The following is a 21163-nucleotide window of genomic DNA, read 5'->3' as shown; positions in this document are numbered from 1 at the left end:
ATAAATTGTTCAGTTTAGTAAAACTTATCGAAAAAGGGAAAAAGGAGAATAAATAACACCTTGAAATATACGAACGTTAGTTCTATAATATATACAAACAAATGTTCTTAAAAGGAGTGGCTAAAATGGCAAAAACTAAAACGCCTACTAAAAAGAAAGATCCGAAACACCCAGATCGTGATGAATTTGACTTAGAAGAAATGGCAAACGCGCTAACCGAAGCAATGGAGGAAAAACAGCCCAAAGTTTTTAGCATCTACAAATGCGATGAACCATTAGAAGGTACCATAACAAAAATGGATGCAAATACAAAACTAATCCATATTAAAGATAAGTACATGAATAATCATAAGGTGCATTTTTTAGATATCCTAAAAATTTCAGATATCGAATATTAGTGGAGAGTGATTGTGATGTTAAACGACAGAGGATCTAAAAAATGGACTGCTATGATGCTGCCAGAACATCTTGACCTCATTAAAACATGGAAACAGGAGCAATTTTATGATAAAAAGCGTGATTTAACTGAATGGGAGCTTGAAGAGATAGAGCAAACAATCCAACGAGCATTCAAAATGAATACTTTGGTAAAACTCACTCTATGGGATCATAATAAGTTGCACAATGAAGTTGGAGTTGTTACTGGAACAGATGCATATAAGAAAGAGCTACTTTTAGAAACCAATACATCAATCCAGCGTATTGCATTCAATAAAATTCAAAAAGCTTCATTGGTTGACTCAGATGATTAATAGAGAAGATCGCCAAGTGCTTTACAAATTTATAAAACTAGATATGGCCATCAAATCATTGCAGCGTGATTATGACAGCTTAACAAATCTTAAGATGTCTAAAGTGTATCTAGATATAGTAGACCGACTCCTAAAAGATTTAAGGCATGATTATTACAATAAAAAACGCTTTCTAGCTAAACAAAAAATAGAAGTAGTTAAATGGGTGAAAATAAGTGAGCATTTTAGCGAGGTGACAATACGAACGCCTGGGGAGGATGAAGTGCATCAATATGCCAACCAAGCGCTGAAAACTCATACAGAAGAGTTGATATTTACTTACTTAAAGGAGATAAATGATAATGCCAATTCTAAAAACTAGTTCTGTTCAAATTTTATTTGGAAATGGAGATATAGGAGTTCGTATAGTTGGAAATAAAAAGCTAAAAACAGGGGCCGTTCAATTTACCAGGATTGACCCTGTACCCATTGGCACAGAATTAGAAAAGGGTGAGATGCTAAGTTTAAATGATGCACCTGTTACGCTTGGCTTTAATAAAGTAAAGAGCTTAGATGTAGTAATTAACCAATTAATAAAATTAAGGAATGTTATAACAGGTGGAGAAGAAAGGCTGACAAGAGAAGAATTAAGCAATAAGGAAAGTCACTCATTTGATAGATAATGAGTGACTTTCTTCTATATAATAAGAAAGGTAATGTTAGTTTTTCAAAACTAACAAAAAAATAACAGATAAAACTAACGAAATCGAAATCAGACGAAACATATGTTTCTATTGCTCTATGATCTTTTTCAACGTTAAGACTTGGAAAAGAGTTTCAAAGATGCAAGAAATCCGTTCAAGTATGCCAGGAATGATGTAAGATTTAGCTTAAACTAAAAACACAATCTTTTAAGTAAACATGACCACTTTCCATCATTTTATGGGAAGTGGTTTTGTTGTTGAAAAAAATCATGTCACGAGTAGAAAAAGACCTTTTGACAAGGCAAGGGGGTTGATTTCCGTTCCACCAGCGTCCTTTCTAGGAGGTGTCCGGTGAGCCGCTTTACTCACGAAAGGTCTCATCTGTGACGCTGGCTTCTCAAATTGTTTCATTTCATTTCCTTAAGCAATCTCATCACAGATTGCTGTACTTATGGTTGCTCCACCTTTGTCTAATAAAAATGCCGCGTTTTTTCATTTTACATCTCCTATTTTTAGAAATTCCTAAATTTTCTCTTCTATATAATAATTGGGATTTATAACTAGCTGTTTTTATTTCCAAGGGAAAAATAATTTTAGTCAACTAAAGCGCCATTACTGGATTATTCATCTATTAAATGTATGAATAATCTATAATTAAAAATTTTCCTGTTGTTTTTCAATGGATTATCACTTACAATACAAAATGAAAATGATAATCGTTATCATTAACTAATAGTTTAATAGATAGAGGTGAAATCTTGGATAAACAGGAAGCTAACAGAATAGGAATGGGCAATATTTATTATGTTATTATCTTGCTTTTAATAGCCTCCATTTTAATATCTGCCGTTTTTTCTGTATCAATAGGACAAGTCAGCATTCCTTTCAAGCAATCGATGGATATTTTGCTACATACTATATCCAATGGGAAGCTTGGCACGCTTGATAGTGTGGAAAGTGAATCTTACTTGAATATTATTTTACAGGTCAGAATGCCGCGTGTGGTTTTTGCCTTATTGATTGGTATCGGACTTGCATTATGTGGAGCTGTCATGCAGGCAGTTGTACAAAACCCGCTTGCTGATCCATACATACTGGGTATTTCTTCAGGTGCGTCATTAGGTGCAACTTTTGCTATCCTAGTTGGTTTTGGGAGCAGTGCATTATTAGCACAATTTGGGGTAGCCTTTGGTGCATTTGCTGGGGCAATGCTTACCTCAATGGCAGTGCTTATCCTATCCAGCATTGGCGGCAAAGCAACTTCAGTAAAACTTGTTTTATCAGGGGTTGTCATCGGTGCATTATGTAGTTCATTCTCAAGCCTTATTATCTTCTTTGCCAATAATGCTGAGGGCATTAAAACTGTTACGTTCTGGTCTATGGGGAGTTTAGCCTCAGCTAGCTGGGACAAAACACCGATTTTAACAATTGTAATTGTACTTGGAGCTGCATTATTCCTTTTCCAACATCGCGTGCTAAATACAATGCTACTTGGGGATGAATCAGCTATCACATTAGGGATCAATTTAAGTGCTTATCGTAAATTGTATATGATTCTTACCTCACTAATTACAGGAACGATGGTCGCTTATGCAGGTATGATCGGTTTTGTTGGTTTAATAATTCCACATATCACGAGAGGTATCTTCGGTGCAGACCATAAACGATTAATGTTAGGAACATTGCTCTTAGGAGGACTTTTCATGATTTGGGCAGATATTCTGTCTCGAACATTAATCCAAAATGTAGAATTACCGATTGGAATTATTACTTCTGTCATTGGGTCACCATTATTTATCTATATGATTGTAAAAAAAGGTTACAACTTCGGAGGGTAGAACAATGGAATTAGTAGCAAAGGAAATAGAAGTAAAAATCGGCAAAAAGGAAATCGTAAAAAACATATCCATTCATGTGAATAAGCAACAATTTGTGGGCTTAATCGGACCAAACGGATGCGGAAAGTCAACTTTGTTGAAAAGTATTTATAAAAGCCTCGTGCCACAAAAAGGGATGGTCTTCTTAGATGATTTAGATGTTTTAAAAAGTCCTGAAAAAAAGATTTCTCAGCACTTAGGTGTAGTTGGACAATTCAATGAAATGCACTTTGATTTAACGGTACAACAAATGGTGATGTTAGGCAGAACACCTCATAAAAAAATGCTAGAGTCAGATAACCAAAAGGATTTTGACATCGTAGAAGAGGCATTGACAAGAACGAACTTACAATCTTATAGAGGACGTAGTTTTCTTTCATTATCTGGTGGCGAAAAGCAAAGGGTTATTTTAGCTAGAACGATTGCTCAACAGCCTAAATTTATGATTTTGGATGAACCAACAAATCATTTAGATATTCGCTATCAAATTGAAATACTATCCTGCGTAAGAAGTTTAAACATCGGTGTTTTAGCGGCACTTCATGATCTAGAAATGGCTGCACATTACTGTGATTATCTTTATGCGGTAAAAGATGGTGAAATCTATGCACATGGCACACCGCAAGAAGTTTTAACACCAGAAACAATAGAAGCTTTATATCATATTAAATGTCAAACATTTACTAATCCAGTGACGAATGGATTAGGATTTGCATATGGACTGTAGGAGGAAAACCATGAAGAAAAAATTATTATTAGGAATTGGTTTAGCTGCTTTATTAACATTAACAGCTTGCGGTAACACATCAAAAGATACATCTGAGGCAACAACACAAACGAAAGAGCATTATCCACTGACAGTTGAGAACTTTTCAAAAGCTGAGGGTGGATCAACATGGGAAAAGAAAGATCAAGTATTTGATAAAGCACCTGAAAGAATTATGGCAAATACACGTCCAGCAGCTGAATTATTATTACATCTAGGATTAGGCGATAAAATCGTTGGTGTTGGGGCAAACTTTGGTGCAGTTGATAAATCTGTAGAAGAAGAATATGCTAAGCTAAATATTTTAAGTGATGAATATGTTGGGAAAGAGGTTACATTAGGGACTGATCCTGATTTAGTATTTGGTCGTGGTGGCTTATTTGATAATGCTGAATGGGGAGTAGGAACAGTAGACTCTCTTAATGAAATGGGTGTAAAAACATATGTTTTAGAATCATCTGTAACAGGTGGCACATATGATTCTATTTACAAAGATATCGAAAATATCGGAGAAATTTTTAATGTTCAAGACAAAGCAGACAGCTTTATTAAAGAATTAAAAGGCCGACAACAAGATATTTCTTCAAAATTAGAAAGTATTAAAGAAGAAAAAACATTTGCATATCTGCATACAAATGATCCAAAAGAGCTTTTTGTTTATCCAGCACACGATGAAACATTCTTTAATGATGCATTCAAAATGGTTAAATTAGATAATATTTTCAAAGATGAAACAGGCGATGTAAGTGTTGAAACATTGATTGCTGCAGATCCAGATGTATTGATTCTTCCTAACTGGGACGGTTCTGATTTGACAAAAATACGTGAAGAAATTTATGCGAACCCTAAACTTTCAAGCATGAAGGCTATTAAAAATAAACAAATGTATATTGTAGACTACAATTACATGTTCGGCTATGGCTATAACACAATTGATGGAATGGAAGCCCTAGCGAAAGAAATGTATCCAGACTTATTTAAATAATACAGATAACGCTGTCCTAGTGGGTCGAATAAACGACACGCTAGCGCAGCGTTTTCTATTAATAATGAAAGGAGGAGAAATTATTCGATTTCTCCTCCTTTCATAGTGTTGAAAAACAATCAATAGAATTTTTGTGAAAAGTGAAAATGAATTTCCGTTGAAGGCTACTTGCTTTCCTGTGAGCGAGCGCCGAATCGCTTCCTCCGCTACCGCTCCGTTTAGAGTTTTGCCTGTCTCGCTATCCCACGGGAGTCAAGTAGCCTTCCACTCCAACCCATTAACTTTTTAGCAAAGGCGTTCACTACTCATTTTTTGAGGGGGTAGTAACGAATCACTTCTCCACATTGAAAATAAAAATCCTATCTCCCTAGGAATACAGATATTGGGCTATTTGATTGCTATGTTAGTATGAAAAAAGTAAAGACATTTTGCAGAATGGTTGATTGGAGTGGAGACAGCGTCACTCCTAGGGGATTTAGTGAACTGCACCCAAAATATTGGACTTGAAAATTTAATATAGGGGGTGCAGTTAGTGATTTCTGATGAACAAAAGTTAGCCGCAGTTCTAGCCTACTTTGAAGAAAAAGAAAGTACGTATCAGATTGCCAATAGATTACAGAGGGATCGACAGTACATTCGATTATGGATTGAATTATATCGCTATCATGGCATTGAAGGAATTATTCGTCCTCAAGGGTTCACGAATTACGAAGATTCTTTTAAAATAAAAGTAATTCAACACCTGATAGAGACGGGCGATTCGCTCCTTCAGACTGCTGCGAAGTTTAATATTCCTTCTCGTGAAACCATTCGGAGATGGAAAAAACAGTGGATGTCAACGGCTGGAGAGGTGCTCTATCAAGTAGAAAAGGAGCACCAATCAATGCCAAAAAAACAACCACCTTCGTCCGATTTAAATGAAAAAACAACGGAAGAGTTAAAAGCGGAAATTGAGTATTTACGGATGGAAAATGCCTATTTAAAAAAGTTGAAAGCCTTAGTTCAAGAAAAGGAAGCCTTCAAATCCAAGAAAAAGTGAGAGCTGTGTATGAGCTAAGGCTGGAATTTCCACTTCAAGCTCTATTAAAAGTCGCGAAACTTAAGAAAAGTACGTATTATTATCATCTTCAAAAATGGGTAAAACCAGATAAATATCAGGCGATTAAAGAACGAATCCAGATACTTTTTCATCACCATAAGGGGCGTTATGGCTATCGTCGTATTTGTCTTGCCCTCCGAAATGAAGGGATTTTCATCAACCATAAAACGGTCCAACGATTGATGAAAGAATTGGGCTTAAAAGGGACAGTACGCCCTAAAAAATATCGTTCGTATAAAGGAACGGTGGGCTATGTCGCAGAGAATGTCTTCCAACGTGATTTTGAAGCCACTGTACCCAATCAGAAATGGGTAACCGATGTCACAGAGTTTAAAATAAACGGTCAAAAAATCTATGTATCCGCTGTATTAGATTTATTCAATCGAGAGATCGTTGGATATGAGGTATCAAAATCACCTAATTTTGAGTTAGTTCAACAGTCTTTTAAAAAGGCGTTTATGTATACAAAGTTATCGAAAAAGAGTGGCTTAATCATGCATTCTGATCAAGGATGGTTATATCAAATACCACGTTTTAAAGCGTTATTGGCAACGCACGAAATCAAGCAAAGTATGTCACGGAAAGGAAATTGTTTAGATAATGCCGTGATAGAAAGCTTTTTTGGTATTCTGAAATCAGAATTTCTGTACACGACTACGTTTAAAAACTATGTAGAATTTACAAAAGCATTAGCAGAGTATATTTACTATTACAATCATGGGCGGATTAAAAGAAAACTCAACGGAAAAAGTCCCGTTGAGTATCGAAAAGCTTCGTAAAAAAGTTTATATTTTTGGGGTCAGATCATAGCGTCACAGAGGAGACCCTGGAGCGAACGGAAGTGAGTGAAGCGGCTCATCGGACGCTGGCGGAACGGAAATCAACCCCTCACCTTACTAAAAAGTCTTTTTCTGCTAGTGACATGATCTTTTTTCAACAACATAAAAGGAGGCGAAATTATTCAATTTCTCCTCCTTTGTTATAGCTGTAGAAGCTGCTCTTTATTTAACATGGTGATTATTACATTAGAACATGCATGGTTCCAGCAGATGGACACAGGGTGTTGCTGATCGAGATATAGTAGCTCAGTAAAAAGGTCTTTCCTTGTTCTTTTAATGTCGATTGTATCAAGCAAATGAGGTGATGTAATCGACATTAAGCCTGTTTTAAAAAGGGCTTCTTTTAATGTCCAAAACTCATAAAAAACATGTAGAGGCTGATGAGAGACCAATTGAAGCTCCGTCTCGGAAAGCGCATACGTCATCATATCTTCACTCACAGGTTTTATTTCTTCCACATCAATGCCCACTCGTCCGTTAGTAGCGACTGCCAGCACAACCCAATTACCAGAATGAGAAACATTAAAATCACCTTGCCAATGAGGATGTCCTGCAATATATGGGCGGCCATTTTCATCATAAGCTAGGTGTAGCATGACTTCATCGATATAGGGAAGGAGTGCCCACCTGATAAGGGTGCTACTTAGCAAGGCTCTTTGACGATCCTGCCAATGCTTGTATTGCTTAACTTTTCCTTGAACATCAGAAGGGAGTACTTTGAGAAAAGCATCCCATTCTAATGGCGTTAACTGTGCTCCAAGAGGCAGTGCAAATAGTTGTATATTTTGTTCTATCATCTTATATTGACTTGTTTTGGTTCTGGGAAGTAGCCTGTATCGATGCCGTATTGAATCATTCTGTCAATAAAGGCTGTATTTGGTACTGCACATTCAATCTTTGTATGGGCTAAAAATTCTATCGTCTTTTTGCAATTGAAGATAAATGGGGAGTCACTTGCTCCATCACCTTCAAGTTGAGCAATGGCTAATGATAAATATTCCTGTACATCTTTTGAATGATCGCCATTTAATAGCCAATCTGTATACTCTTGTGTTGATACAATTGTTAAGTCATAACCAATTTCCTTAAGCATATCGATTAATTCTAAATAAGTAAGCGATACAGGGTTACATAAATGGAAGACATGGCCGTTGGATGCTGGCTGATTTGCCAGAGAAACGAGTGCCTGACTAGCATAATTGATTGGTGTAAAATCAACATGCCATTGTGCAGTAGGTGTTTTACCTAAATAAAGCATCGATTTAATCATACGGTAAAAGGCATTGTCATCGATATTATGTTGGAATTTACCTGTTTCAGAATGACAGCTTAAATTCCCTACACGATAAATGGAAACAGGGATTTTATCATGCATAGCATTTCGAACAAGATTCTCTGCTTCTAGCTTACTTTGAGTATAAACATTATCAAGTTTTACATCGTAATTGAAGTTACCCTTTGCTTCATCTTGCCCCCATTGAAGGGCGGCTAACTCCTCTGGAATACCAATTGTTGATACATAATGGAAATGTACACCTGGTTTCTGTTTGGCTATTTCAAGCAAATAGCGAGTTCCATTTACATTGACATTATTAAAATGATCAGCGGCACCGAAATGACGCACATCTGCACCACAATGTATGATGGCATTGATTTCTTTCAGAATGATTTGTTCATCTTCATCCGATAAATGTAGTCGTTGCTTGCCTAAGTCACCTTGGATAACTGTGACACGGTCTTTCAACTGCTGAGCAATCGTATTGCCAAAATAAAATTGCATACTTTCTATTAGCTTGGCTTCAATCGTAGTTTGGGCACTTGGTCGAATAAGGCAATAAATATGCGCATTTGTTGTTGCTAATAGCTCATGTAATACATGACTACCTAAATAACCTGTAGCCCCTGTTAATAATACAGATGTCATTGGCAACGGCTTCACGTTTTGGGAGACTTGTAGCGGACTAGGCTCCATTAAGTCCTTGAAGACAATGTTAGTTGGTCGTTCTTGAACTTCAATAGCTTCCGGTTGATAATGACGAATATAATGATCAAGTTCTGCAATCGTTTGATATTGGAAGAAATCCTGAATCTTTAAGAATGGGATATGTTTTTTCACTTGTACAAGAATCTCGAGAACTTTTAGTGAATGCCCTCCAATATGGAAGAAGTTATCGTGAATGCCTATTGGCTCAATACCGAGTACATATTCCCATGCGTTAGCAAGCATACGTTGTGTATCATTTTCTGGAGCAATATATGTATTGCTGCGTGATAATGTTAATTCCAATGAAGCCAAGTGTTTTCGATCAATTTTCCCTGTAGGGGATAATGGCATTTCTTGCAATTCAATAAATTGCTCAGGCACCATATAATCTGGTAAAAGATTTGCCAAATAGTCTCTTAATAGATTTTCTTCAAGCTGCATACCACTTGTTACCGTATAGTAGGCAAATAAATGGTTATTCCCATCAGCCATTTTCTTCGCAATGACTACGGCTTCCTGAATGCTCGTATGATTGCTTAACACTGTTTCGATTTCTCCAAGTTCAATACGGAAGCCTCTTACTTTAATTTGAGAATCTTTACGTCCAACAAATTCAATGACACCAGTTGGTAATAGTCGAACTAAATCACCTGTTCGATACATTTTTTGATCAGGCTTTAAGAGATGGGGTACAAATACTTCAGCCGTTTTTTCAGGCTGATGTAAATAGCCTGCTGCTAAACCAGCTCCTGCAATACATAATTCCCCGATTACATTAACGGGACAAAGCTGTTCATCCGCACTGACAACATACATTTCATAATTAGCGATAGGTTTGCCGATAGGGATGCTGGATTGCATGTCTGTTATCTGACTTTTTACCTTAAAATAAGAGGACAATACTGTGCATTCAGTTGGTCCATATACGTTAATAATTTCTGAAGAAAGTCCAAATTTCTCTTGCCATTTTTGAACAACGGCAGGCAATAGGGCTTCACCACCAACAGATAAATAATTTAGTGTCGAGAGTTTTTCTCGATAGCTTACTGGTAAATGTGTAGCCAGCTGTGTAAAGAAAGCATTTGGAACAGTGGCAGTCGTTACTTGCTCACGGTCGATCATATCAGCAAATGCTTCAATCGATAGACGTTCTATACTTGTTAGCATATGAAGTCTTGCTCCTGAAAAGAAAGCAGTAAAAGTTTCTGTTACAGAAGGGTCAAAACTATAAGAAATAAACTGAGAATAAACATCTTCTTTAGTTGAATGGTAGATTCTTTGATTATCTGTTATCAAATTTATAACAGCTTCATGCTTAAGCATAACGCCTTTTGGCTTACCTGTTGAACCAGATGTATAAATGATATAGGCTAAGTCAGATGGAAGTAATTCACAGTGAATGTTCGCTTGTGAATAGCCTTGCTCGGTTTGGTTGATTGTTAATACTGTACGTGTTGGGGAATCATTATGTATGAAATCATTCAGTAGTGCTGTATGTTCGTTTTTCGTTATGATAAATGGAGCACCTGTATCGTTTAATAGGTACTGACAACGTTCTTTTGGATAGCTTGGATCAATGGGAACATAAACTCCACCAGCTTTTAGGATACCTAACAGACTAATGACTGTTTCTTTACTACGTTCCATTAAAATGGCTACATAGTTTCCTTTTTGTAGACCATTGGCAACTAACATATGAGCAACTTGATTGGATTGTTCATTTAGCTGACGGTAGGTTAGCTTGCCACCCTCATAGGATAATGCAATTCGTTCAGCAAACTGTTGTGCCGCCTGATAAAATACGTCAGGTATTGTGGTATTTTTATCGTAGTCAGCCATTGTTTGGTTTAACGTTTGATATGCGAGTAAGTCTTCTTCGTTCAACAATTGTGTTCTATTGGATGGTAGCGTTTGTTGCTCCAAAGAATGCATTTTATTCTGTGATGGGTGTACATCAAATTCTCGTTTATTATTCAATCATGACAACTCCTATTTTAGAAAAGGGCCGACACTTATGAAGGAGCGATTATCGTCATTAGGACCACAGCAGTGAATCAATCTGTGAGAGACTAACGGACATACATCTCCTTATAAGGGCAGCCCTTTCATTTTTTATTTCACTACAAAGGTATTAACAACATTCATTAATTCATCAGATAACTCGGATAATACTTGAGCTTCTTCAGAAACTCGTTGAACCGTATTCAATTGAGAGGCAGAAGTTGCTGCTACTGCTCTTGTATTGTCTTTTGAATTGACTGAGAAATCTTCCATATCTTTAACAGCAGACGTTACTTCTTCCATGCCAGCTGCCATTTCTTCAATCGTTGCAGAAAGCTCTTGAATTTGCCCTGTCACATGGTGAATGGAAGTTAAAATCTGGCTAAATGATTTTTCCGAATCATTAATCATGACAATGCCATGATCTACTTCTTCTACAGCGTGAACCATGATATTTACAGATTCGTTTGTATCATGCTGGATATGAGAAATAAGTGTGGAAATCTCTCTTGCGGATGCCTCAGATTGTTCAGCAAGTTTACGTACTTCATCAGCAACCACTGCGAAGCCACTACCAGCTTCTCCAGCACGTGCAGCTTCGATAGCCGCATTCAATGCAAGTAAATTGGTTTGGGAAGCAATACCTGTAATGATCCCTACGATTTCTTCAATTTTATTAGAATGTTCGCCAAGTAATTTAACAGAAGCTGCGGATTGATTAACAGCTTTACTAATAGCATTCATTTGTGTGACAGATTTATTTGTCGATTCATTGCCTCTTTCAGCTTCCTCTGATGCTAAAATGGAGGATTCTGAAATTTGATTGGACGTCATGGCAATACGCTGGATACCAATATTCATTTCTTCAATGGTAATCGTACTTTCTTTTGCCTTTTGTACTTGTAGATCAGCGCCACTTGCAATTTCTTGCATGGAAGAAGCTACATTATTGTATGAATCGGAAGCTTCCTGCATATTGACAGATAAAACATTGGCCGTGTTCGAAACACGTGCAGAAACATTCGTTGTACTTTTAATAACATTTTTTAAGTTTTCAATCATTGAATTAAAGTTTTGTGTGAGCATTCCTACTTCGTCCGTTGAAGTAACTGGTAATGGTTCAAGCTCTAAATTACCTTCTGCAACTTTTTTAGATTGTAAGGAAAGTTGTTGAATTGGTGTTAATTTTTTTCTTAAAAGCGTGTAAACTGCAATGGATGAACCTATTAAGAAAATAACAGTTACTAATAATGTCCATAGGGCTTCAGACATTGCTTTTCCTGTTACCATTGATACGTCATAGTCAATGGCATAAGCGGCCAGCATATCACCATTTTCATCCAAGATTGGTGTAAGGCCTGTTTTATAGCTACCGTATTCATCGCTATAAATATCTGTTGCTGTTGCTTTTTTTGTCTCAAAAATTTCTTTAATTCTTGCTAGGAAATCAGGAGATAACCCCATAGCAATCATATCTTGGTTATACTCAGCCCCTAGATCAAGTATACTAGATGAGAGAACAGGTGCATTAATATTTTCCCCGTTAACTGTAATTAAAAATAGATTGGTAATGCTATCGGAATTATCATTGATCGCATCCATTTCACTTGTTAATCGTAGAGCGTCAGGGTTACTATTTGTAGGATTCTCTAAAATTGATTTCAGTGTGGTAGTATCAATGGTTTTGGCTAGGATCATGCCTTTATCAGAGAGAGATTGATCCATGTCTGTTAAATTACTGTTTCTTACTATATAATAAGAAAGACCTAAAGTAACTAATCCAAATAATAATAAAATACTTACTACTATTGCAGTTAATTTCTTACTAATGGACATTTGCTGCTTCTTGCGTTTTTTCATGCTTTTCCTCCTAATATGATCTAACAAATATTTCAAGCTAAGGACTGTAAATGGATAATTTAGTCAAAGTACTACACATTGAAGATGTTGATGTTATTCGTAGAAGTCCAGATGCGTTTTAAATATTTTTAAATGCAAAATAATCTATTTATCCCCTATCATTTAACTACTATACTGCCAAAAAAATTGATTCACAACCCAGAAAACTTACTATTTAAAGTCATGATTTCTATGAATAAACAAAGAAACCTAGTTTTTTAGTCTATATATTTTTTAGGTTAGGTTAAATTTTTACAAAAAGCTTAACAGTTACTAGTATAAAAAAGAAGTATGCTCAGAACTAACTTAATTTCAATTGATTAAAAATTTGACTGAAATGCTAATTTCCAATTCCTTGTTAGGGCTTTTTACTTATTTTGTCATGTCTTATATGTAAAGGAATTGGATGATTTTTATTATGGGAATAAAATGAAAAAAAGGTTATTTCTTTATTTTCGAATAAAGAAATAACCTTTTTCTAGTTGTTGCTATGGTCGGGGATTACCAAAAATTCCTGGTAAAATATTCGGAAGTCCTGGTATTAGTGGTGGTGGGAAACCAGGATATTGACCACCTGGACGTGGCGGATAAGGTTGCGGCGGATACGGCTGTGGTGGATATGGACGTGGCGGATAAGGTTGCGGTGGGTAGGGCTGTGGTGGGTATGGACGTGGTGGATAAGGTTGCGGTGGATACGGCGGTGGATAAGAACTACCAGGCGGTGTTCCTGTACCTGCAGCAGTGATTTGACTAACATCCACAGTCACTATTTGACCGTTATCTAGCTGGATTTCAGCTGTTCTTCCTCCAGTGCCAAATGTTCGAATCAATGTACCTGAATAAGTACCAGTAGGGAGTGTCACCCATATTTTCATACCTGGCCGAAATTGACTGTTAAAATCATCGGGGGCTAATCTAGGATAAACCAATGAAACACACCTTTCTTCATTTTTTCTAACATATGCCTATTGCGATTTTTGTCATAGGCTATAGGCTATGGATGCTTAAGTTCGAATTTGTTATAAAATATAACAAATTTCATTATAATAAGAGAAAAAGCTAAAAGGATGTTTAGCATATGGCAATTATTAAGATAAAAAAAATAAACATACAAAATTTACGAAATGTACGACAGGGTGAACTTGTACTCGCAGTAAATTTTGAGACATTTCTACAAGCGAATGTTGTTGGCCTATATGGGCAAAATGGCTCTGGAAAGACAACCATTGTAGATGCATTCAGTTTATTGAAGACACTTATATCAGGATGGCTTGCTGAAGTGAAGTTACCTTCACAAGAGAAGCGACTGCTATTGGCAGGAGAGCAAACAGCTAGTATGGATGTTGAATTTTTAGTTGAGAATCAATTCGGTACATTTTTTGTGAATTACTATGTGGAACTACAGGAGGATCAGCATCGACTATATACTACGCTGGAGCGCCTTACCTATCGAGAAAATAAGAAAGGGAAGCGATCAAAGACTTTAGTTGCTGTGACAGAGAAGGATGTGCAAATCCGTCAATCGAAACTGAATGATTTGAGTGAACAGGTACGTATCCAATTACTGGTTATTCAACAGTTAGCAAGAAAACAGTATATGTCATTTCTATTCCACAAAGATGTAAAGCCATTATTACAGGAACGACTTTCTGAGCAAGAAATGCAGCTGCTACAAAATATTGCCGTTGATTTTAGCAGAGATTTACATGTTGTTAGTAATCAAAACATTGCACCATTATTTGAAGAACGGATCATGCCGTTTAGTATTCATTTAGAGAAAACGAGAGGCCTTATTCCTTATGATTTAAATGGACCAGCTTTATTACCAGAGGATGCATTCTATGCATTATGTGAAGTAATTGAGCAAAGTAATCAAGTGCTCTCGGCAATTATTCCTGGTCTGACAATTAAAATTAATATCATCACAAAACAAACGATGGATAATGGAGAGCAGGGAATTCGTTTTGAGTTTTTGTCGCAGCGTGGGGAGCGGGAATTACCGCTACGAACAGAGTCAGAGGGAATCTTAAAGATCATTTCTATTCTTAGTGTATTAATTGCTGTATACAATAATCCGAATGCATGCGTGGTTATTGATGAATTAGATTCAGGTGTATTTGAATATTTGTTGGGTGAGTTGTTAACAGTGATAGATGAGGATGGAAAAGGACAACTTATTTTTACATCCCATAATCTACGTGTGTTAGAGGTGCTAGCTATTAAAAATTTATGGTTTACGACAACAAATGAATATCACCGCTATATGCAGCTAAAAGGTATTAAAGAAGTGAATAATGCTAGAGATGTTTATTTACGTGCTATCCAACTTGGTGGACAGGACGAAGAGATATATAAGGAAACCAAAACATTTAAAATCAAGCGTGCTTTTCGTAAAGCGGGTGTTCAACATGACTAAAAAAGTGCTATTAATCATTGTGGAAGGGCAGACGGAGCAAATTATTTTAGAGGATTATTTAGATGCTCATTTTGCGAACTCGACAATACGCTTTGATGTACAACGTGAGGATATTTTAACAAAGTGGGATGCACACAAACGCATACCGAATATAAAAAACAGTGTTGTACGAGTGATTCAAAGCTATCTGGAAAAATATAAATTTTTAGCCAATGATTTAACTGCTGTTGTTCATATTACAGATGCAGATGGATGCTTTATTGCACCAGAATGCGTCAAGGTAGATGAGAGTATCGAACAAAATCTATTTTATACAGAGGATGCTATTTTAGTGAAATCGGATAAACGTAAAGAGCAAATTGAACAACGCAATGATATGAAGGCAAAGAATGCCCGAATTTTAATCGCTAACGACCACTTTAGCATTAACCGTATGAAAGTACCTTATCAATTGTTTTATTTTTCTACGAATTTAGAGCATGTCTTATGGAATGAGCGCAATGAAATCCCTACAGAAAAACTACAAAAAGCAGATGAATTTATGGACAATCTATCAGGCACGATTGGGGAATATTTAAGCGCCTATCTACCGGTTAGTTCAGCGTTACCTTATAGGGAGAAAATCAAGAAAAGTTGGTCTTTTTTAATGGAGGACTGTCATTCATTGCAGCGAGGCACGAATGTACCGCTATTATTTGAAATGATTAAAACGGATGTACAGTAAAAACAGGTGACGAATTGAGTCACCTGTTTTTATCTAGTGTACGTTAGTGCATTTGCTCATAGCTTCGAATATGAGTTAATATGGCTGGATCTTTAATTTTTGTATCTTCACATAGTAATAAGAGCTTGGACATGATTTCAGCCGTACGTGGATCATCGTCCACCATTGGTAAGAAAATCCGTCCACGATGCTGAGATGGGACAGCAATAATCGGGATCATGGAACCGCCTATTTGATGCACCACACCACTTCCTAAATGTAAGGAGTAACTGGCTAGCTTACCTTCAATGAGGGCATGTTGCTTTTTCACTTCCACATTGTGTAGCTTCAGTAATTTAGCCAATTCTTCTACGATAATACTACGCATTTCAACAGTAGAATGACTTGCCTCAGGGTCTACACCACCAACATGAGCAACACTGACAACGAGATCAATATCTCGCATAACCTCAGAGAATATCGTTGCTGGAATATCATCTAAAACGATATCTTTGCCTGTTAGTCGATCATAGAAGTAAACACCTTCGATTGCAGGTGCTTCAATTTCTGCTGGCGTAAACCAATCTGCCTGTGCATACAAAGATGCCACAATATTTTCCTTATAATATACTTTACGTGGTCCTGTTTCATAGCTGATTTGCCAACCACGTGTTTTCAACAAGGCTACTGTTTGTGAAGGATTTACTTGATGTCCTGCATAACGCAATGACTGTTTCTGTCCTTTTTCATCAGCATTGATGAGATATAACTCACGGAATACTTGCTTAAATGGCTGTTGTATTTTGTGCTCAAACATATAGGATTGCCACTGTCTCCATTGACCACTTTCTAGAAGATGGTAAGGATGAGCAATCTTTATAGAGGACGTAGGAGCAAGGTTCACAATGTCAGCCGATAGAAGCTGTAAACCTTCTGGTGTAAGCATTCCAACGTGCACATCACTGATAAAGACTAACCTTTGTAAAAGTGGAGCTAGAATCGGATGGGCTAATAAATGAATGAGCTCCTCGACCGAAAATACTGTTTCTAATTCCATTGCTTGCTCAAGCGCTGGGCGTGCTCTTTTATATTGTTCTTGTAAGTCTTTTCGGGCTTCCTGCAAGGTTACAATATCAGCATGCTTTTTTAATGCAGCAGGAACGTTCTTTAGACGTTTATCATCCTTTTCAACAATAATAGCTACAGAGGCATCATCTTCTATTTGTAGATGGGCCGTAATTTGCTCAATCTGTTGTGCTTTAAATAAATGTTTCATATCGTTAAAGGCTGATAATTCCATACGCCATGTGAAGCGAGTGGCTTCTCCATCACCTGCATTGCGCGCTAAATTTTCTAATGCAATACTTGCTGCTCGAGCCTCACTTGCGCGGCGTTGAGCACCAAATTGCTTACTTTCTTTTAAAAACTGTTGAATAAATTGATAGCGTGTTAGGGCGTCTTTGTCATCCGATTTCATTAAAGGAATAAGACCAAGTGCGCGCAGTTTATCTTTATTGCGTTTATCTTGAATTTCTTGCATTAACGGTTTTGGACTGAGTTTACCGATGGCTGTATCTGCATAAAGCTGTGCCCGACGATGGTTGGCTCCCTCAGAAGCATATTTTGCAGCATCATAGACAAGCTTGAATTTCTTTGCTCCAAGCGTTTGATAGGCGCTTTGGAACCAAGCTAAATCGAATGCACCATCACGGAAATCCTCAGCCGTTATGCTAGAGAAAAGGGCAATTTGATCTTTGGCAAAGTCAGATAAAGAATCTGTTGTGTGAGCGATAAAATACCAAGCAGATTCTTTTAGCCCATCCCAGCCAATTACTTCACTCACAAGGTCTATCCAATGCTGGTTATACATCATCGCTTCAATTAAACGTTCTTTAGAAATATCTGTTTTCTGCCATGCTTCTTTTAATTGCTGCGCTGTTTCTTCTTTCTTAGGGTAACAGCTAGTTAGCAATCGGGAGAATACATCCTTTTTCGTTTCTGCCTGCCAAATATACCCTCGTGCAAGCTTTTCTCCGTCAAGTGCCTGTAGAATTTGTAAGAAATAATCAATACCCTCGAAATAAGAAATGCTACTAGCAAGCTTGGTTACAGCAGTAGGTGTATCTCCACGTTTTAGCTCTATAGCTAAAATACGATCAATTGCTTGTTCACGAATAGCAAAGAAATCTGTTAAATCTTCAAATGACTGTTGATAGCGTTCTAGTAATTTAGTTGGCTCGTTAAATATTTCTGAAGCGAGCGTATTGGTAAATATGGCTTCAAATAAGTGATCTTGCGTAAATAAGCCAACCTTCATGGCGTCTAAATATTGGAATAAAGATAAATTGTAGACGTTTGGGCTATAGCTTTCATTTTTCATACGCTTTGTTAGCTCTTCATTGATAGCTAGCATTTTGACATATTCACCATAGGTTGAGTAATCAGACCCGCATCGATCCACGAATGTCTCCACAACATCTAAATCGATAATGGTAGATGTGGAACGATAGTAATAATAACCTTTTTCTCGAACATCAAGTTGCCACTGATCCACAGGGATTTGATCGAATAGCTGTAACATAATGCCTATTGCCTGTTCAAAGCGATTAAATTCAGGTGCATGCTTTTCTAATAATGAAAGTGCTTCCTGATGCAGCAATGTCTCACCTGAGATTTTATCGGTATCTTGAGATAGCACTGAGAAAATCTGTTGAATTGTATGGTCATATTTCAAGGAATTAAATTGAGCAACACGTGCTTTCATTTCTTTGTATTGGAAAAAAGGTTTAATTAGCGTTTGGGCTGCTTCGGAAAGATCATGGGCAGCAGGGTATTCTGATAGATTGTGATAAAAGTTAAAATAGGCTAAGTCCTCATTACTAAATAATGATGTCTTCATCCATTGAACAATTTCTTCAGGGATAGGATAAGCATCAAGACTAGCATGTCGTTGATTATCCGATTTAGTTGCTATAACACTATATCTTTGTCCTAATGTAGTGGTAATGGGCGTGTCATTCCATTGGTATGTTTCATACTCTAGTTCAGCGTGTTTATCTAAAACTTGAATAAGTTGGTCTAGCTTAGATAATAATTTTTCAATATCATATTGAAAGAATTTTTCAAAAGGTGTAGGTGTCTGTACATAAAGTGGAGCAAGCTGTTGCCAAGGCTCTTCACCATTCATTTGAATGGCTCCATCAGAAATACAGCCGTATTGAATAGGAGGATGTGGCGTATATAAACCAAAGCCATTGCTCTCGTTATACTCTGGGACATCCCTTGTAATTAATTGTTCTAACAAAACTTGCTCGTTTTTAGTTACTTTAGGTAATAAGGAACATAAAGCTGTAATTTGCTCGCTCGCTAAGCTGTATTCCTTAGAGGCTTCTAATAGTAATTCAAGCCCTCCAAGTCTCTTTAGCTGCTTACTATCTTTTATCAGCCTTTCAGCACTTTGTAATAGATGATTCTGTGGCTGAACTTTTAAGAGTGAAATAGCCTCTTTGCGAAGTGCGCCTGATTTATTAGCTAAAAGATCTTCAATTTTTGCTATTTCTTCTTCGGTTGGTGTTAGAGCATGTATTTTCTTTAACGCAAGAGAACGATTGATGGAACTGCGATCCCGTAAAGAATTAAATAAAAATTCGCGTTGACCTTGTGTGACGGGGTCAAGACAATAAATATTCAGTAGGCCGATTCTACTTGATGGTGAGTAAGAATCTGCATGCTCAATAATTCGTTGGAATAATGCCTCGTCCTGTACATGATGGGCTAAAATAATTTGTGTTGAAATTAAATCTTCTAATGACAAATGGACATAGACAAAGGATAGAGGTTTGCCTGTAATGATAAGCCCATCTTTCGTAATTTCATTCTTTGCCCACTCAAGCTGTTCAAATAATAGGTATTCAATGCCTTGTAGCTGTGTGTTTTCTTGCATGAAGTTTTGAAGGGTTTGAGCCCATTCATTGTCTCTTGCATACTCGCTATTAATATGGTGATTGGCATAGAGGAAATTGCCCCATGCAAAGGCAAACAACTCGATATCTTTTGTTGATAAGATTAAATCCTTCACAAATGGCGCTGTAAAGGAGATTTTCGATAAGTTTTTTAAAAAGGCAAGCGTTGTAAGTTGGATATGTTTTTCACGCTTTAAGAGTGTTGTTACAAGGTCATTTAATTGCGTATAGTCCTTTGTAGCAGTCGCCCATAATGCGACATAGCTATCAATTGTACGCTCACTCTTTAACAGTTGCCCAACAAAGTTGTCCTCTTCGATGGCCTGAATGGCTAACGTAAGAACTTCCTCTGTTATTTTTTGATTTTCGAAGCTATTATAGCCAAGTCCCATCCAAGTATCGACTGCTCGAACTACAGAGGAGAAGCGTGTTAGTTGATGTTCCTGAATAAGTTTCATCATTTTGAGCTGTGCATCAAGATTGCCATGGTCAATGTTTTCTACTATTGCTTGTCGTAGACCTTCTTGCCGTGCAGCTGCTATTAATAGTTTTCCAAGGGCATCATGCATACGGTGATTATTTGATTTGAAAATACCACGAATGAATGGATGACCGAAAAAGCTACTATGATGCTCATCAAATAAAATACTCTCTACTGCCTCTTCAATCGAAGGGTTTTGTATAGATAGTTCTTCAGCGAGCAACTGTTCAAAGACATTAAAGCCCATTACTTTTACATTTTCATTCTTCAAGACATAGGAGCTATAGTTTGGATAGGTACCATGCTCATATTGACGATGATTTGCTAATAACTCCTGCAAAGTAATTTCCTCAAATGTCAGCATTTCTTCTATTAATTGTAAGCATTGAAAAAGGTGGTCTTGCACTGGTTGAGATGAACGAAATGATCGACGTAAAACGCCAGTTTGGAACATTGTAGCATCAAAACGTAATGCTAATTTCTTAATCTTGAGTGCACGCTCTTGTGAGGAAAATAGTGCAAGCACTTCAAATAATGGTCCGCTCAATAGCTCTTCAAGTGATGAATACTGCTGAGTAGCTATAAGCTGTTCAATGTCATAGTCTCTATTGTCCATGTATTTTAATAATGCAGTTGCTAAAGGCTGTAAAGCTATAGGTGCAGAATCCACTATACTTTGAAAATGTGTTTTTTGTTCATGTGAAAGTGTCATAAAA

16 protein-coding genes are annotated in these 21163 nt (G+C 36.9%); 11 read left to right on the top strand and 5 right to left on the bottom strand.

Going from position 1 to position 21163, the window contains the following annotated elements; all coding sequences use genetic code 11:
• Window positions 1–125: 125 nt before the first annotated feature.
• The 9 genes from MHB65_RS22000 (at window position 126) to MHB65_RS21960 (ending at window position 6941) form a co-directional block, all read left to right on the top strand.
• The gene (locus tag MHB65_RS22000; protein WP_342441218.1) at window positions 126–398 is read left to right on the top strand and encodes a YolD-like family protein; all 273 of its coding nucleotides are present in this window, start codon (window positions 126–128) and stop codon (window positions 396–398) included.
• A gap of 15 nt (window positions 399–413) precedes the next feature.
• A complete protein-coding gene (locus MHB65_RS21995) occupies window positions 414–752 on the top strand; it encodes a YolD-like family protein (RefSeq protein ID WP_342441726.1) in 339 nt (112 codons plus the stop codon).
• On the top strand, window positions 745–1113 hold the full coding sequence (locus MHB65_RS21990) for an aconitate hydratase (protein ID WP_342441725.1): 369 nt from the start codon (window positions 745–747) through the stop codon (window positions 1111–1113). Before MHB65_RS21995 ends, MHB65_RS21990 begins: the two co-directional genes overlap by 8 nt.
• Window positions 1094–1414 (top strand): hypothetical protein, encoded by a 321-nt coding sequence (locus tag MHB65_RS21985; RefSeq protein WP_342441724.1) that lies wholly within the window; start codon window positions 1094–1096, stop codon window positions 1412–1414. Before MHB65_RS21990 ends, MHB65_RS21985 begins: the two co-directional genes overlap by 20 nt.
• A gap of 779 nt (window positions 1415–2193) precedes the next feature.
• Window positions 2194–3273 (top strand): iron ABC transporter permease, encoded by a 1080-nt coding sequence (locus MHB65_RS21980; protein WP_342441723.1) that lies wholly within the window; start codon window positions 2194–2196, stop codon window positions 3271–3273.
• Between the two features lie 4 nt (window positions 3274–3277).
• Window positions 3278–4039, top strand: coding sequence for an ABC transporter ATP-binding protein (locus tag MHB65_RS21975; protein WP_036075994.1), 762 nt, complete (start codon window positions 3278–3280; stop codon window positions 4037–4039).
• A gap of 10 nt (window positions 4040–4049) precedes the next feature.
• Window positions 4050–5063: an ABC transporter substrate-binding protein gene (locus tag MHB65_RS21970; protein WP_342441722.1), complete on the top strand. Its 1014-nt coding sequence runs from the start codon at window positions 4050–4052 to the stop codon at window positions 5061–5063.
• A gap of 532 nt (window positions 5064–5595) precedes the next feature.
• Window positions 5596–6102 (top strand): helix-turn-helix domain-containing protein, encoded by a 507-nt coding sequence (locus MHB65_RS21965; RefSeq protein ID WP_342441721.1) that lies wholly within the window; start codon window positions 5596–5598, stop codon window positions 6100–6102.
• A complete protein-coding gene (locus MHB65_RS21960) occupies window positions 6099–6941 on the top strand; it encodes an IS3 family transposase (RefSeq protein WP_342441720.1) in 843 nt (280 codons plus the stop codon). Before MHB65_RS21965 ends, MHB65_RS21960 begins: the two co-directional genes overlap by 4 nt.
• Window positions 6942–7141: 200 nt before the next feature.
• Here the strand turns inward: MHB65_RS21960 and MHB65_RS21955 are convergent, their stop codons facing one another.
• The 4 genes from MHB65_RS21955 to MHB65_RS21940 all read right to left on the bottom strand — a co-directional run bounded on the left by MHB65_RS21955 (window position 7142) and on the right by MHB65_RS21940 (window position 13814).
• Window positions 7142–7798 carry a 4'-phosphopantetheinyl transferase superfamily protein gene (locus tag MHB65_RS21955; RefSeq protein WP_342441719.1) on the bottom strand — a complete coding sequence of 219 codons (657 nt, stop codon included), beginning with the start codon at window positions 7796–7798 and terminating at the stop codon, window positions 7142–7144.
• Window positions 7795–10962, bottom strand: coding sequence for an amino acid adenylation domain-containing protein (locus MHB65_RS21950; RefSeq protein WP_342441718.1), 3168 nt, complete (start codon window positions 10960–10962; stop codon window positions 7795–7797). Before MHB65_RS21950 ends, MHB65_RS21955 begins: the two co-directional genes overlap by 4 nt.
• Window positions 10963–11097: 135 nt before the next feature.
• A complete protein-coding gene (locus MHB65_RS21945; protein WP_342441717.1) occupies window positions 11098–12846 on the bottom strand; it encodes a methyl-accepting chemotaxis protein in 1749 nt (582 codons plus the stop codon).
• A 527-nt stretch (window positions 12847–13373) separates the two neighbouring features.
• Window positions 13374–13814: a hypothetical protein gene (locus MHB65_RS21940; protein ID WP_342441716.1), complete on the bottom strand. Its 441-nt coding sequence runs from the start codon at window positions 13812–13814 to the stop codon at window positions 13374–13376.
• A gap of 149 nt (window positions 13815–13963) precedes the next feature.
• Here MHB65_RS21940 and MHB65_RS21935 point away from each other — a divergent pair, with 149 nt between their 5' ends.
• Both MHB65_RS21935 and MHB65_RS21930 read left to right on the top strand, forming a co-directional pair.
• Complete coding sequence (locus MHB65_RS21935) at window positions 13964–15301, top strand: ATP-binding protein (protein WP_342441715.1); 1338 nt, start codon at window positions 13964–13966, stop codon at window positions 15299–15301.
• The gene (locus MHB65_RS21930; protein ID WP_342441714.1) at window positions 15294–16025 is read left to right on the top strand and encodes a hypothetical protein; all 732 of its coding nucleotides are present in this window, start codon (window positions 15294–15296) and stop codon (window positions 16023–16025) included. Before MHB65_RS21935 ends, MHB65_RS21930 begins: the two co-directional genes overlap by 8 nt.
• Before the next feature lie 43 nt (window positions 16026–16068).
• Here the strand turns inward: MHB65_RS21930 and MHB65_RS21925 are convergent, their stop codons facing one another.
• On the bottom strand, window positions 16069–21159 hold the full coding sequence (locus MHB65_RS21925) for a DUF4132 domain-containing protein (RefSeq protein WP_342441713.1): 5091 nt from the start codon (window positions 21157–21159) through the stop codon (window positions 16069–16071).
• Window positions 21160–21163: the final 4 nt, after the last annotated feature.

The organism is Lysinibacillus sp. FSL K6-0075, from assembly GCF_038592945.1.
Lineage (GTDB): Bacteria > Bacillota > Bacilli > Bacillales_A > Planococcaceae > Lysinibacillus > Lysinibacillus fusiformis_F.
This window is presented reverse-complemented; position numbering and strand designations above follow the sequence as displayed.

Bases quoted from the DNA above. Each gene is read 5' to 3' on its own strand.
- MHB65_RS21975 (WP_036075994.1), top strand. From the start codon at position 3,278: ATGGAATTAGTAGCAAAGGAAATAGAAGTAAAAATCGGCAAAAAGGAA.
- MHB65_RS21955 (WP_342441719.1), bottom strand. From the start codon at position 7,798: ATGATAGAACAAAATATACAACTATTTGCACTGCCTCTTGGAGCACAG.
- MHB65_RS21990 (WP_342441725.1), top strand. From the start codon at position 745: ATGATTAATAGAGAAGATCGCCAAGTGCTTTACAAATTTATAAAACTA.
- MHB65_RS21985 (WP_342441724.1), top strand. From the start codon at position 1,094: ATGCCAATTCTAAAAACTAGTTCTGTTCAAATTTTATTTGGAAATGGA.
- MHB65_RS21930 (WP_342441714.1), top strand. From the start codon at position 15,294: ATGACTAAAAAAGTGCTATTAATCATTGTGGAAGGGCAGACGGAGCAA.
- MHB65_RS21925 (WP_342441713.1), bottom strand. From the start codon at position 21,159: ATGACACTTTCACATGAACAAAAAACACATTTTCAAAGTATAGTGGAT.
- MHB65_RS22000 (WP_342441218.1), top strand. From the start codon at position 126: ATGGCAAAAACTAAAACGCCTACTAAAAAGAAAGATCCGAAACACCCA.
- MHB65_RS21945 (WP_342441717.1), bottom strand. From the start codon at position 12,846: ATGAAAAAACGCAAGAAGCAGCAAATGTCCATTAGTAAGAAATTAACT.
- MHB65_RS21995 (WP_342441726.1), top strand. From the start codon at position 414: ATGTTAAACGACAGAGGATCTAAAAAATGGACTGCTATGATGCTGCCA.
- MHB65_RS21935 (WP_342441715.1), top strand. From the start codon at position 13,964: ATGGCAATTATTAAGATAAAAAAAATAAACATACAAAATTTACGAAAT.
- MHB65_RS21970 (WP_342441722.1), top strand. From the start codon at position 4,050: ATGAAGAAAAAATTATTATTAGGAATTGGTTTAGCTGCTTTATTAACA.